The organism is Micromonospora sp. SD12, assembly GCF_052068495.1.
GTDB lineage: Bacteria > Actinomycetota > Actinomycetes > Mycobacteriales > Micromonosporaceae > Micromonospora > Micromonospora echinofusca.
This window is the reverse complement of record NZ_JBQHDF010000010.1, coordinates 22,456-36,758: the sequence shown is the minus strand read 5'-3', so window position 1 is coordinate 36,758 and position 14,303 is coordinate 22,456. Positions and strand designations below refer to the sequence as shown.

Genomic DNA, 14,303 nt, shown 5'->3' with positions numbered 1-14,303 from the left:
AGTCTTACTACGCCCGGGGCGCCGGGCGAACCGGCGGCGGCCCTGGCACGGGCGGACTAAGGGGTGGCTAGGGGCTGTTAGGGGCGGTGACCGCGCTGCCGGGTCGGTTACCGTCCTCCCTGCTGAAGCGACGACGCCGGCTCCAACGGCAGCGTCACCTACCTCGTACCGGCCATCCGGCGCCCCGGTGTGCCCGGACCGCGTACCGGCGGTCCCGGGTCGTCCCGGCCGATGGTCCGGCGAAGCCCCTGGTCTGCCCGAGTTGGGAAGTGGGAAGTCATGAGTGGTCAGCCCTCGACGGTGTCGGAGTTCCCCGAGTGGCCGCAGTTCGGCGACGAGGAGCGGGCCGGCCTGATCCGCGCCCTCGAACAGGGCCAGTGGTGGCGGATGGGCGGCAGCGAGGTTGACTCCTTCGAGCGCGAGTTCGGCGACTACCACGGCACGCCCCACGCGCTCGCCGTCACCAACGGCACCCACGCCCTGGAGGTCGCGCTGGAGGTGCTGGGCGTCGGTCCGGGCACCGAGGTGATCGTCCCGGCCTTCACGTTCATCTCGTCCTCGCTGGCCGCCCAGCGCCTCGGCGCGGTCGCCGTCCCGGTCGACGTCGACCTGGACACCTACTGCGTCGACCCGGCCGCCGTCGAGGCCGCGATCACGCCCCGCACCAAGGTCATCATGCCGGTGCACATGGCCGGGCAGTTCGCCGACATGGACGCGCTGGACAAGCTCGCCGCCGACGCCGGCGTGGCGCTGCTGCAGGACGCGGCGCACGCCCACGGCGCGCAGTGGCAGGGCAAGCGGGCCGGCGCGCTCGGTTCGGTGGCCGCGTTCAGCTTCCAGAACGGCAAGCTGATGACCGCCGGCGAGGGCGGAGCAGTCGTCTTCCCCGACGAGGAGCTGCGCGAGCGGGCGTTCCTCGTGCACAGCTGCGGCCGGCCCCGCACCGACCGGGACTACCTGCACGGCACCACCGGCTCGAACTACCGGATGGGCGAGTTCACCGCCGCCGTGCTGCGCGCGCAACTGTCCCGGCTGGACGAGCAGATCGCCGTACGCGAGCAGCGCTGGCCACTGCTGTCGCGCCTGCTCGCCGAGATCCCCGGCGTCGTCCCGCAGACCACCGACCCCCGTACGGACCGCAACCCGCACTACATGGCGATGTTCCGGGTTCCCGGCATCACCATGGAGCGCCGCCGCGCGGTGGTGGACGCGCTCATCGCCCGGGGCGTCCCGGCCTTCGTGGCGTTCCGCGCGATCTACCGGTGCGAGGGCTTCTGGAAGGCCGGCGCCCCCGACGAGTCGGTCGAGGCGATCGCGGCCCGCTGCCCCAACGTCGAGCAGATCCACTCCGACTGCATCTGGCTGCACCACCGCACCCTGCTCGGCACGGAGCAGCAGATGCACGACATCGCCGCCGTGCTCGCCGACGTCCTCGCCGGATGACCGCCCTGCCCCCGGCCGCCGCGTCGGACCGACCGGTGCGGGTCGCGGTGGCCGGCCTCGGTTGGGCCGGGCGGGAGATCTGGCTGCCCCGGCTCGCCGCGCATCCGGGTTTCGAGGTGACCGCCGTGGTCGACCCGGAGCCGGGCGTACGTGACCGGGCGCGCGACACCCACCACGTCGCGTCCGCGTACGCCGACGTCGACGACCTGCCGGCCGGGGCGGCCGACCTGGTGGTGGTGGCGGTGCCGAACCACCTGCACGCCGCCGTCGCCGTCCGGCTGCTGCGCCGGGGCGTGCCGGTGTTCCTGGAGAAGCCGGTCTGCCTGACCTCCGCCGAGGCGGCCCTGCTGGCCGAGGCCGAGCGCGAGGGCGGCGCGGTGCTGCTCGCCGGCAGCGCCGCCCGCTACCGGGCCGACATCCGGGCGCTGACCGGGGTGGCCGGCGGGCTGGGCCCGATCCGGCACGTCGACGTGGCGTGGGTACGCGCCCGGGGGGTGCCCGACGCGGGCGGCTGGTTCACCCGCCGCGACCTGTCCGGCGGGGGAGCGCTGGTGGACCTCGGCTGGCACCTGCTCGACACGGTGCTGCCGATGCTCGGTACGACCCGGGTCACCCACGCCATCGGCAGCGTCTCCGACGACTTCGTCAACGACAGCGCCGCGCACGCCGCCTGGCGCAGCGACGCCGGCGGCGGTGGCCGTGACCGTGGCGACGTCGAGGACACCGCGCGCGGCTTCCTGCTCACCGCCGAGGGGGCGTCGGTCGCCCTGCACGCCTGCTGGGCCTCGCACGAGTCGCTGGACCGCACCACGGTCACCGTGCACGGTGCCGCCGGATCGGCGACGCTGCGCTGCACGTTCGGGTTCAGCCCCAACCGGGAGCCGTCGCCGGTGCTGACCCGCACCCGTGACGGCGAGACCGTACGGCTGCCGCTGCCCGAGGAGCCGATCGGCGCCGAGTACGACCGCCAGCTCGACGAGCTGCCCGCGCTGCTCGCCGACCCGGCGTCCCGCGGCGCAGCCGTCGCCGAGGCCCACCGGACCATCGACATCATCGAACGGATCTACCAGTCCGCCCGGCCCATCCGGCCGGAGCGGCAGCACGCGCTGGCGGGCCATCGCGACCGGTGAGAACCACCGTCGGCCCCACTCGCTTCCGGGAGCAGCCATGAGCCATCCATCGTCCACCGTAGAGGTGACCGCGCCGTCGCCGGCCCGCGGCCCGATCCGCGCGGTCGTGTTCGACCTCGACGGCGTCATCGTCGACAGTTCGGCCGTCATGCGGGAGGCGTTCAGCATCGCGTACGCCGAGGTGGTGGGCGACGGGCCGGCGCCGTTCGAGGAGTACAACCGGCACATGGGCCGGTACTTCCCGGACATCATGCGGCTGATGGGGCTGCCGCTGGAAATGGAGGAACCGTTCGTCCGGGAGAGCTACCGGATGGCCCACCTGGTGCCGCTCTTCCCCGGCGTACGGGAGACCCTGGAGGCGCTGCACTCGCGGGGGATCCGGATGGCGATCGCCACCGGCAAGAGCGGGCCCCGGGCCCGCTCCCTGCTGGACACGCTCGGCGTGCTGGGCCTGTTCGACCAGGTGATCGGCTCCGACGAGGTGGCCCGCCCGAAGCCGGCCCCGGACATCGTGCTCCAGGCCCTCGGCCACCTCGACGTGCCGCCGGCGCAGGCGATGATGGTCGGCGACGCGGTCATCGACCTGCTCAGCGGTCGGGACGCCGGGGCGACCGCCGTGGCCACCACGTGGCACGGCGGGGACGTCGCCGCGCTGCTCGCCGCCGGCCCCGACCTGGTCCTGCACGCCCCGACGGACCTGCTCGCGCACTGCCCGGCGGCCCTCATCCACTGACCGACCCCGGTCGCTGGATGCCGGGCCGACACGGACCTCCCCGCTCGGGCCGGCCGGTCCGCTGCCCGTCGTGAGTGACCACGACACACTCCGTCGCCCGGGAGCAGTATCGGCGCCCCGGACAACCCGGAGGGCACAGTGGGGCACCGCGTCACGGTGGTGCGGGACCCCGAGGGCCTGGTCGACCCGCGCCTGCCCGAGGAGCTCACCGACGCCGGTGGGATGTGGATGAGGTCGTCGCCTTCGACCACAAGGTCGTGACGGCCTACCGCTGGCCTGTCGACGAGTTCTCGGCGCGGTTGACGCGGACCGGCTTCACGGAGGTCGAGCGCCTGCACCGGCCCGGCGACGGCACCCACCGGCCGTACGCCGCGGTCGCGGCGAACGCGCCGGCCGGGAACGGATCCCGCAGGCGCGCTGGTCACGCTCGGCGTCGCCGTCGTGGTCGGCCGCCGCCGGCTGCTTCGCGTCTGGCACGGCGAACCGCCGCCGGGTGACGCTCGTTCTTGACGCCGCGGGTGTGGGTTGGAAGGAACCGTGGCGGGACCTGCTTCTCGGACTGCACCGGCACCAGGACGCCGACGTGCACGAGGAGGCGTACGACATCGACATGAGCTGACGCAGCAGCCGAACCAGCCCTCGGACGCCAAGCAGGACGACTGGGCTCCCCACCCGGACCTGTCCGCTCCGGGCAACGTCGGTATCGGGACGTCGGGGCGGGGACGTTCGTGGTCTCGACGCAGCCCCACGCGGGGCCGAGTTCGAGGTCACGCCGACCTACCGGTTGGCGTTCGGCAGTTACCCGGCTGGCCCGGCTGCCGGGTCACGCGGCGATCGCGGGACCGGCGGCCGTGTTGGTATGACGCTGTCGAGCTGCCCCGTGTATGCGACCAACCGGGCCGCGCACCATGCCCCGTCTGTAGCGGCAGATCGACAGCACCCACGACTCGGCACCGCACAACCGGGGCACCGCACGATCCGGCGGGCCTGGCGGGGCGAACCCGGTAAGAGGGAGGCGGAAAGGCCGGAAACCCTTGGCTCGCCGGGCCGGTCGATCGTCGTCGCCGTCGCGCTGCCACCCCCCGGCCCAGTCGCCGGCGTCCTCTCGCTCCGCGACCGGCCCGCCACCGTCGGCGTGACGGTGGCGGGCCGGGCGGGGCGGCCTCCGGCGAGGGCCGCTCAGTCCGCCTGGTCGGCGGCCTCCGGTCCGGCCTCCAGGAAGCGCAGCATGTTGGTGGCCAACATCTCGGCGACCGGGGTCGGGACCAGATCGGTGCGGATGGTGACGCGAAGCAGGGCGCCCCCGTTACCGGGCAGGACCTCGGCGACACAGCCACCCGACCACTCCCGGGCGTACGGGTCGACGACCTCCTCGGTTCGGCAGCCGGGCAGCTTCAGCGGGAGGACAAGGTTGTCCTGGTAGGCAAAGGAGGGCAGGCTGTTGATCACCTCGCGGGACATCCCGAGGACCGGGTCGGTGGTCATCTCCAGGAAGGTGACGTCCTGGGCCGCCATCAGCCGGTCCACGGTCTGCTGGAGGGTCCGAACGAGGTTCTTCTCGGGGCTGTCGAACCGGACCCGAAGACAGTTGGAACCGATCCTGCTGGTGAAGGCGGAGTCGAGGATCCGGCTGCCGCGCTGCGCGACGATCATCAGCAGGGCGATGTCGTCCTGCTGATGGATGGTGCGCAGCGCGGAGGCATAGGCGGCGGCGAAGTAGGTGGAGCGGCTGAACCGCTGTTCGCGGCCGGCCCGGTCCCAGCGGTCCAACACGTCGGCGGGGACGGCGACGATGTGCCCGGTCCTGGGGCCCCAGATCGGGGTCTGCTCCACGAGCTCCTGGGGTCGGCCCTCGCCCTGGCGGGCGAGCCCGCGCAACTGTTCGCGCCAGTAGGCCCGCTGCGCGTCGAGGTCGGCGGCCTCGCGGAGTCGGGTGTATTCGTCGTACGACTGGCGGAGGGTGGGCGCGGGTCGCGCCCACACCGGGGCCGCGCCGGACAGCCGTGCGGTGTAGGCATGGCTGAGGTCGCGAACGAGGAGGGTGTGTGACCAGCCGTCGAAGGCGATGTGGTGGATGCCGATGCCGAACAGGACCCGGTTCGTGGACTTCTCCCGGATCAGGGCGGCCCGCCAGTTGCGGCCCTGGGTGTAGTCCAGCGGCTGCTGCACCGCCTCGGCGAGTTGGTCGAGTGCTTCCTGTTCGCTCGCGGCGTCGGTGAGCAGCCGGAGCTGGGGCATCCCCGGGTTCGGCGGGATGATCGCCACGGGCGGGTCCACCCGCCGGTAGCGGGCGTACAACGCCTCGTGCCGCCGGTGCACGTCGCCGAGCGCCGCCATCAGCGCGCGCAGGTCCAGCTCGCCCTCGATCCACCAGGTGGTCGGACAGACCAGCTCGAACGGGAGCACGAGACACTTGGCGACCGATGGGGTCAGCGGGACGGGCCCGGTCGGGGCGGGACGTCCGGTGACGGGCGGTTCCGGTTCGGCCCTGGGCCGGCGGGGTGCGGTGGCGAGCCAGCGGGCCAGGCCGTGTGGGGTGGGTGTGCGGTGGATCTGCGAGACGGGTACGACGACGTCGGCGGCCTCGTCGATGGCGGCGGCGACGGCGGCTGATTGCAGGGAGGTGCCGCCGAGGGCGAAGAAGCTGTCCTCGGTGCCGACGGGATCGATATCGAGTACGGAGGCGAATACACCTGTGACCAGCCGTTCCTCGGCGGTCGCGGCTTCGACGTAGGCCACGCCGAGGTCCGGGCGCTGCGAGCCCGGTTCCGGCAGGGCCCGCCGGTTGATCTTCCCCGTGCCGCCGACGGGGAACCTTTCGAGCACCATGATGACGGCGGGAACCATGTACGAGGGCAGCACCGTCGCGGCGTGCTCCCGCAGTTCGCTCACGGCCGGGGCCCGGCCGTCGCGCCCGGTCACGTAACCGACCAGCCGGGCGACGCCCCGGTCCTCACGGCGGACGACCACGGCCGTGCCGACGTCCGGGTGCTGTTCGAGGACGGCTTCGATCTCGCCGAGTTCGATGCGGATGCCGTTGACCTTCACCTGGTGGTCCATCCGGGCGAGGATCTCCAGCGCCCCGGAGGCGTTCCACCGGCCCAGGTCGCCGGTGCGGTAGGCGACCCCGCCGCCGTACGGGTCGGTGACGAACCGTTGCGCGGTCAGTTCGGGGCGGTTGAGGTAGCTGTCGGCGACCCCGGCGCCAGTGATGAGGATTTCGCCGGGGACTCCCATGGGGACGAGGTCGAGGTTGGGGTCGACGACGCGGATCTGGCGGTTGGGCATGGGCCAGCCGATCGGCACGTACGCGCCACCCCAGCCGGCCTTGGCGTCGAACCACGTGCAGGCGACGGATGCCTCGGCGGGGCCGTAGGCGTTGATCAGGCGGGCGCCGGCGGCCATCCACCGTTGGGCCATGCGTGGCGGGATGGGTTCCCCGGCGAGGGTCACGCAGGACATGCTCGGGCAGTCGGCCGGGTCGACGGCGGCGAGGTTGGTGGGTGGGCAGAACGCGTGGGTGGTCTGCTCCTTGGCGATCAGCTCCGTCAACCGGCGGGCGTCGAGCAGGTCATCCCGCGAGCAGACCACGACGCGGGCGCCGGAGGCCAGCGCGGTGTAGATCTCGCCCAGGGCCACGTCGAAGACCGGGGCGCAGCAGTGCAGCATCCGGCTGTCCGGGCCGACCGCGCACTCGTCGCGCATCCAGGTGACGAAGTTCGTCAGCTTGTCGTGGGACAGTACGACGCCCTTCGGCGTCCCGGTCGATCCGGACGTGTAGATCACGAACGCCGGCTGGGAGGCGTCCACCACCGGCAGGTCGACCGCTTCGACCGCCTCCACAGCGGGCCAGTCATGGTCCAGGGCGACCACCCGCACGCCGTCGGGGCGGGGGATGCGGTGGGCGACCTCGCCGACGGTGAGCACGACCTGGGCGCCGTGGTCGGCCAGGAGCATCTTCATCCGCTCTGCCGGCCACGACACGTCCATCGGCGTGTAGGCCGCTCCCGCCCGCAGCACCGCCAGGGTGGCGACGAGGGTCCAGATGCTGCGGTCCAACGCCAGCGACACCACGTCCCCGACCCCGACCCCGACCGCACGCAGGTAGCGGGCCAGTAGTTCCGAGCGGCGGGCCAGTTCCCCGTACGTGACGACCTCGCCGTCGGCGACGCCCGCGACCGCGTCCGGCGTCCGGCGTGCCCACTCCAGCACCAGTTCGTGGAGGGGCTCGCCCGGCACCGGGCAGCTCGGCCCCCGGCCCCATGCGAGCAGCCGGTCCCGCTCGGCCGTGCCCAACAACGGCAACCCGGACAGCGGGACGTCGGGTTCGCACATCCCGGCCGACAGCAGCGTCCCGGTCTGGTCCAGCAGGCCCCGTGCCCAGTCGGTGGAGAAACCCTCCGCCGCGTAATCGACCCGCAGTCCGGAGCCGTCCGAGGCGATGGTCACCAGCAGGTCGACGTCCACCACGTCCGGACCCACCTCGGCCACCGGGCCGTCCACCAGGCCCACCGCCACCGGACCCAGCACACCGGCGGTCACCACCGGCGCGGCCCACGCCTCACCCACCCGGCTCACCAGGTCACCGAACGCCGGATCGTCCGCCACACCTACCCGGAGCACCGATCCACCCGAGGACCGGCCCAGCACCACCTCCCCCTGAGCGGTGTACCGGGCCAGCACCCCGACGAGTCCCGCCAGCACCACCGTCCCGGCCGGCTCCACGCCGGCCGGGACGGGCAGTTGCAAGGTCCGCACCTGCGACGCCGCCCGGGCCGGCCACGCCAGCGGCCGACGCAGGTCGCCCATCAGGTCGAGGGCCTCGAAGTCGGTACCAAGCCCGGCGAGACCCGTGGCCTGTGCCTGGCCACCAACAAACCCGACAGACATGAGCCAACCTCCGATCAGGGCCGGCAGCACCCGCTCGGGTACCCCGGGACAGTAGAAGCAGGACTGCCGGGGACGCGGCCTTCCGCACCGTCGGCATGGGAGAGCAGTTTGATACGGACGGACGCTCAGCCGGCGGCGGGGGAGACCGCGGGCCCGGCTTCGAGGAAGCGCAGCATGTGCCCGTTCAGCTCCTCGGCGAAGCTGTACGGCAGGTAGTCGGTGCGGATGGTGACACGCAGCAGGGCGTGGTCGAGGCGGGGCAGCACCTCGACCGTGAGCCCGTTGGGCACCTCCCGGGCGTACGGGTCGACGACCTCCTCGGTCCGGCAGCCGGGCAACTCCAGCGGCACGACCACGTTGTCCTGGAACACGAACGTCGGCAGGCTGGCGACGACCTCGCCCGAGAGCCCGGCGGCGGGGTCGTCGGCGGTCTCCGCGAAGGGGATGTCCTGGGCCCGCATGAGGTCGGTGATCGTCTCGTTGACCCGCAGGACGAGCTTGTCGTCCTCCGGCCCGTCGAAGCGCACCCGGACGCAGTTGAGGTTGAGTCGGGTGGTGAAGGCGGAGTCGAGCACGCGGCTGCCCCGCTTCGCCACCACCATCAGCAGGCCGATGTCGTCCTGCTGGTGGATGGCGCGCAGCGCCGAGGCGAATGCCGCGACGAAGTAGCTGGAGCGGCTGAACCGCTGTTCCCGGGCGGCCCGGTCCCAGCGCTGCATGACCTCGGGCGTGACGGTGACGGTGTGCCCGGCCTTCGGGCCCCAGGCCAGCGCCTGCTCCAGCGGGGCGGTGACCGGACCCTTGCCCTGGCGGGGCAGGCCGCGCAGTTGTTCGCGCCAGTAGGCCCGCTGGGTTTCGAGGTCGGCGGCGTCGCGCAGTCGGGTGTACTCCTCGTACGACTGCCGCAGCGTCGGCGCGGGCCGCGCCCACTCGGGGGCCGTCCCCGACAACCGCGCCGTGTAGGCGTGACTCAGGTCCCGCACCAGCAGCGCGTACGACCAGCCGTCGAAGGCGATGTGGTGGATGCCGACGCCGAACAGGACGCGTCCGGTCGACTTGTCGCGGATGAGGGCGGCGCGCCAGTTGCGGCCCTGGGTGTAGTCGAGGGGTTGTTGCACGGCGTCGGCGAGCTGGTCCAGGGCCTCCTGCTCGGTGGCGGCGTCGGTGAGCAGCCGCAGCTGCGGCATGCCGGGGTTCGGCGGCACGAGCGCCACCGGCGGATCCGTGCGGCGGTAGCGGGCGTGCAGCGCCTCGTGCCGGCGGTGCACGTCGCCGAGCGCCGCCATCAGCGCCCGCAGGTCCAGCTCCCCCTCGATCCACCAGGTGACCGGGACGACGACCTCCAGCGGCGACATCAGGCACTTCGCCACCTGCTGCGCGAGCGGAACCGGACCGGGACGCTGACGGGCCTGCCCGGCGCTCACGCCGGTGTCCACCCGGCGGGGCGCGGTGGTCAGCCACCGGGCGAGCCCCTGTGGTGTGGGGGTGCGGTGGATCTGCGAGACGGGCACGACGACGTCCGCGGCCTCGTCGAGGCGCGTGGCCACCGCCGCCGACTGCAACGACGTACCGCCCAGGTCGAAGAAGCTGTCCCGCGTACCGACCCGGTCGATGCCGAGGACGGTCGCGAACACCCCCACCACGAGGCGTTCGGAGTTCGTCGTCGGCTCGACGTACTCGACACCGAGGTCGGGGCGCTGGGTGTCGGGTGCGGGCAGCGCGTTACGGTCGATCTTGCCGGTGCCGCCGACGGGGAAGCGGTCGAGGACCACGATGGCGGCGGGGACCATGTAGGCGGGCAGCAGAGCTGCGGCGTGTGCACGCAGGTCGCCGACGGCGGGGGTACGGCCGTTGCGTCCGGTGACGTAGGCGACGAGTCGGGCGGTGCCGTTGTCCTCGCGGCGCACGACGACGGCCGTGCCGACGTCCGTGTGCTGTTCGAGCACGGCTTCGATCTCGCCGAGTTCGATGCGGATGCCGTTGACCTTCACCTGGTGGTCCATGCGGCCGAGGATTTCCAGGGCGCCGGTGGCGTTCCATCGGCCGAGGTCGCCGGTGCGGTAGGCGGTTGCGCCGCTGTGGGGGTCGGTGACGAAGCGTTGGGCGGTGAGTTCGGGGCGGTTGAGGTAGCCGTCGGCGACGCCGTGGCCGGTGATGAGGATTTCGCCGGGTACGCCCATGGGGACGAGGTCGAGGTTGGTGTCGACGACGCGGATCTGGCGGTTGGGCATGGGCCAGCCGATGGGCACGTAGGCGCCGCCCCAGCCGGCCGACGCGTCGAACCACGTGCACGCCACGGCGATCTCCGCCGGCCCGTACGCGTTCACCACCCGCGTACCGGCCGCCAGCCAGCGCTGGGCCAGCTGCGGCGGGACGGCCTCGCCGCCGAAGATGATGCAGCGCAGGCCCGGGCAGGCGGCCGGGTCGAGCGGGGCGATGTTCGTGGCCGGCCCGAACGTGTGCGTGACGTCGTGGGTGTTGACGAGGTCGGTGAGCCGGCGCGCGTCGAGCAGGTCGTCGCGGGAGCAGACGACGACGCGACCGCCACCGGTGAGCGTCGCGAAGATCTCCCCGAACGCGGCGTCGAAGACCGGGGCCGCCGAGTGCAGCATGCGGCTCTCGGGGCCGATGGCGCACTCGCCGGTCATCCACGCCAGGAAGTTGGTGAGTTTGTCGTGGGTCAGTACGACGCCCTTCGGGGTGCCGGTGGAGCCCGAGGTGTAGATCACGAACGCGGGTGCGTCTGCCGGCACCTGTGGCAGGTCGACCGCGTCGGCCGTTTCCACGGCGGGCCAGTCGTCGTCGAGGGCGACCACCCGTACACCGTCGGGGCGGGGGATGCGTGGGGCGACCTCGCCGACGGTGAGCACCACCCGCGCGCCGTGGTCGGCCAGCAGCATCCGCATCCGCTCCACCGGCCACGACACGTCCATCGGCGTGTACGCCGCCCCCGCCCGCAGCACACCCATCGTCGCCACCAATGTCCACAGGCTGCGATCCAACGCCAACGACACCACGTCACCGACGCCGACACCCGAGCCACGCAGATACCCGGCCACCACCCCCGACCGGCGATCCAACTCCCCGTACGTCAACACCTCCCCGCCGAAGACCCCCGCCACCGCCTCCGGCGAACGCCGCGCCCACGCCAACACCAACTCGTGGATCGGCTCACCCGGCACCTCACGCACCGGACCCCGACCCCACGCCAACAAACGCTCCCGCTCGGCATCACCCACCAACGGCAACCCCGACACACCAACCCCCGAGCCTGCCAACCCCGCGGACACCAACACCACCACCTGATCCACCAGACCCCGCACCCACTGCCCCGAAAAACCCTCCACCGCGTAATCCACCCGCACCGCCGAGGCGTCCGACGCCACCGTCACCACCAGATCCACACCCACCACACCCGGCCCCACCTCCGCCACCGGAACGTCCACCACACCCACCACCACCGGACCCACCACACCGGCACCCAACGCGACCGGCGCCGCCAACGCCGCACCCACCCGCGCCGTCAACTCGGCGAAACCGGGGTCACCCGCCATGTCCACCCGCAGCACCCCACCCGACGACAGCCCCACCGCCACCTCGCCCTGACCGGTGTGGCGGGCCAGGACCGCCACGAGCCCGGCGAGCACGACGTCGACGGCCGGTCCGACGTCCGGCAGGCCGGGCAGGTCCAGCGCCCGGAACTCCGAGGCCGCCCGGGCGGGCCACACCGTCGGCCGGCGCAGGTCCCCCACCAGGTCCAGGGTCCCGGCGTCAACCGCACCGGCCACGCTCCGGGCACCATCGAACCCGACAGACATCAGCTCAACCTCCGATCGAAAGGTGGCGACCGGAAGGCACGGGGCCGCAACGGCCGGTCAGCCGAGGTGCCGTACCGCCGGGCGGACTCCGGTCGGCGCGGCAGGAGCGGTTCGCGGGGCGTGCGGTCCGGTCGGGCGGCCGGCGTGCGGGAACCGCCGCGCGATCAGGACGGGGTCACCGTCCGGATCCCGGGCCGCGGCCGCGTCATTGATCGAAAGGAGCAGATCGGTGTGATCCGGTCACCGGCACCTCCCGTCCGTCCGGGCGTCGCGCACCCACATTCGTCCCCGATCCGGTGCACTGAAAAGGGAACGACGAACCGATGGGGCCCGACCCTACGAAGCCCCGTGGAGTGGCGTACACCCCTAGAGATGCGCACGTCGACCCCTAGTCCGTCAGCCGGAGATCGCCCGCCGGGGACCGCCGCGATCCGTCGGCGGCGGCGAGCCGCCCGGGTCCCCGTACGGCCTCGTCGCGGCCCGATCGCCAAAGTGCCCTGCTCAGCGGGGTGGTCCATCCGAATTGCCGATCACGATCCCGCTCGGATGCGCCAACCTTTCAGTGAAAGCACATGCCGCTATATCTTTTCTATAGTGGATGGTAGGTGCCCTCCGAGATGGTCGGTGTGCGATTGTCCGGGTTCGGCGGTGAATGGTCCCGCAGCCCTTTTCGGAAAGCGTCTTTTTGGTCAGCCCGAGTCGACGGGCCGGCTTGGAGAACTGGCGATTCCAGTCGCGAAAAGGGCCGCCCGTGTCCGGCTGACCGGCCCATCCCCGGGCAATGAGGACTGACTATGCTTTCCCGATCATGACCAAGTCGGTGACTGCACGTCAGCCACCGACTGATGGTGTGCACCCCGCCGACGCGGCGCTGACCACAAGCCAGCCCGCTACCTGGCCGGTCCAGCCCTGAGACCGTCCGGTCGGTGCACGCGGCACGCCCGACTCTCGTGGCCGAGCGGCCTCATCAGGACCGGGAGCCCCGCAACCGTCCACGTTCTCCGCTGTTCGTGGTCGTGGGCACCCGGACTTCGTGCCACCCCGAGGCCCCCTGTGGGCCGGCATGTCAGGAGATCCAAATGCACGGGCCTATCCAGGTACAGGTGTTCGCCCACGACGGGGTGGTCCTCGCCCGGCCGCCCGACCCGGTGGCGACCGCCGGAAGCCGCTATCTCGCCGGCGCGGGCGCCGCCCTGCACAACGGGCTGGACATGATCACCGGCCTCCATCTGACCCTCCCGCACCAGTCGGCGGCGATCTGCAGCACCGGATCCAGTGCCGACAAGTCGCTGCGGCTCATCAGCCGGTGCGGTCTGAAGACGCCGAGCGATCTGCGCGAGTTCCGCTCCGGCGCGCAGGCGGTGCGCCTCGCCCGCGACGCCGCCGAGCGGGGCGAGACGCTGGAGTTCCAGTTTCCCCCGCACGATCCGCACCTGCGGGCCGCGCAGGCCCGGGTGTCGCCGGAGCTGCTGGCCCGCCTCAACAACAAGACCGTGCTGGAGACACTGCTCGCACCGGAATACCTGCCCCGTCGCCAGGTCGCCACCCCCGAGGAGGTGCGCCGCATCGTGCGGCAGGACCGCCGACCGGCGGTGATCAAACCGGCAGGCGTCGAGGTCTACAGCGGAATCGCGATCTTCACCAGGCGTTTGCAGGACCGGCGGAACCGGTCGCTGTTCAACCAGCTCGAACAGGTCAGCGACCGGTGGATCGTCGAGGAGGAGGTGCCCTTCCGGACGATCTGGGGCCTCCAGTTCGGCGTGACGGAGAGCGGAGCGGTGCACTACTTCGGTGCGTCCGTACACCTGCCGCAGCCCACGTCGACGTGGGTCGGTTGTGTGATGGACGACGACCAGCCGCCGGCGGAGCTGATCGAAGCGCTGACCGTAGGGGTCCGAAAGGCCAGTGCGCTCGGGTACCGGGGGTACTGCTCCTTCGACGCCGGGATCGGCCGCGACGGCGAACTGCGGGTCATCGATCCCAACTTCCGGGTCAGCGGGGCCACCAGTTCGGTCCTGCACCGCAGCTCGCTGCTGGGCCAGCACCGGTGCGCCATGACCACGTTCTTCTCGCTGGCCCCCGGCGTCGACGCCGAGCCGATCCTCGCGCCGTTCATCGACCGGGGGGAGCTGGTCGTGTTCATGCACCACGACCCGGCGGAGACGGACAACGGACCGCTGCCGGCGAGCATCGTCGGCATGGTCGGCGCCTCGGACCGGTACGCCTGCGGCGTGCTGATCGCGCAGATCCAGCGGGCGCTGGGCAGTTGACGTGTCGTCCCCCGGGCCG

General features: G+C 72.3%; 7 protein-coding genes and 1 pseudogene. 6 read left to right on the top strand and 2 right to left on the bottom strand.

The window, feature by feature from the left end; translation table 11 throughout:
* Nucleotides 1–279 precede the first annotated feature (279 nt).
* From ACTMS2_RS19685 to ACTMS2_RS19665, 5 genes and pseudogenes are all read left to right on the top strand, one after another.
* Nucleotides 280–1,443, top strand: coding sequence for a DegT/DnrJ/EryC1/StrS family aminotransferase (locus tag ACTMS2_RS19685; protein WP_441176709.1), 1,164 nt, complete (start codon nt 280–282; stop codon nt 1,441–1,443).
* Complete coding sequence (locus tag ACTMS2_RS19680) at nt 1,440–2,573, top strand: Gfo/Idh/MocA family protein (RefSeq protein WP_441176708.1); 1,134 nt, start codon at nt 1,440–1,442, stop codon at nt 2,571–2,573. Before ACTMS2_RS19685 ends, ACTMS2_RS19680 begins: the two co-directional genes overlap by 4 nt.
* Nucleotides 2,574–2,610: 37 nt before the next feature.
* Complete coding sequence (locus tag ACTMS2_RS19675) at nt 2,611–3,306, top strand: HAD-IA family hydrolase (RefSeq protein ID WP_441176707.1); 696 nt, start codon at nt 2,611–2,613, stop codon at nt 3,304–3,306.
* A gap of 227 nt (nt 3,307–3,533) precedes the next feature.
* Nucleotides 3,534–3,695 (top strand): annotated as a pseudogene (locus ACTMS2_RS19670) (SAM-dependent methyltransferase); the annotation flags it as partial.
* 104 nt (nt 3,696–3,799) lie between these two features.
* The gene (locus ACTMS2_RS19665; protein WP_441176706.1) at nt 3,800–3,925 is read left to right on the top strand and encodes a hypothetical protein; all 126 of its coding nucleotides are present in this window, start codon (nt 3,800–3,802) and stop codon (nt 3,923–3,925) included.
* 560 nt (nt 3,926–4,485) lie between these two features.
* On the opposite strand, the gene ACTMS2_RS19660 is transcribed toward ACTMS2_RS19665, so the two are convergent.
* Entirely contained in the window at nt 4,486–8,196 is a 3,711-nt protein-coding gene (locus ACTMS2_RS19660) for a non-ribosomal peptide synthetase (protein WP_441176704.1), read from the bottom strand.
* A gap of 125 nt (nt 8,197–8,321) precedes the next feature.
* A complete protein-coding gene (locus ACTMS2_RS19655; protein WP_441176703.1) occupies nt 8,322–12,014 on the bottom strand; it encodes a non-ribosomal peptide synthetase in 3,693 nt (1,230 codons plus the stop codon).
* A 1,079-nt stretch (nt 12,015–13,093) separates the two neighbouring features.
* On the opposite strand from ACTMS2_RS19655, the gene ACTMS2_RS19650 reads away from it, so the two are divergent.
* Nucleotides 13,094–14,284 carry an ATP-grasp domain-containing protein gene (locus tag ACTMS2_RS19650; protein ID WP_441176702.1) on the top strand — a complete coding sequence of 397 codons (1,191 nt, stop codon included), beginning with the start codon at nt 13,094–13,096 and terminating at the stop codon, nt 14,282–14,284.
* The last annotated feature ends 19 nt before the right edge of the window (nt 14,285–14,303 follow it).

Coding starts and splice junctions, on each gene's coding strand:
- ACTMS2_RS19675 (WP_441176707.1), top strand. CDS start 2,611: ATGAGCCATCCATCGTCCACCGTAGAGGTGACCGCGCCGTCGCCGGCC.
- ACTMS2_RS19655 (WP_441176703.1), bottom strand. CDS start 12,014: ATGTCTGTCGGGTTCGATGGTGCCCGGAGCGTGGCCGGTGCGGTTGAC.
- ACTMS2_RS19685 (WP_441176709.1), top strand. CDS start 280: ATGAGTGGTCAGCCCTCGACGGTGTCGGAGTTCCCCGAGTGGCCGCAG.
- ACTMS2_RS19660 (WP_441176704.1), bottom strand. CDS start 8,196: ATGTCTGTCGGGTTTGTTGGTGGCCAGGCACAGGCCACGGGTCTCGCC.
- ACTMS2_RS19680 (WP_441176708.1), top strand. CDS start 1,440: ATGACCGCCCTGCCCCCGGCCGCCGCGTCGGACCGACCGGTGCGGGTC.
- ACTMS2_RS19650 (WP_441176702.1), top strand. CDS start 13,094: ATGCACGGGCCTATCCAGGTACAGGTGTTCGCCCACGACGGGGTGGTC.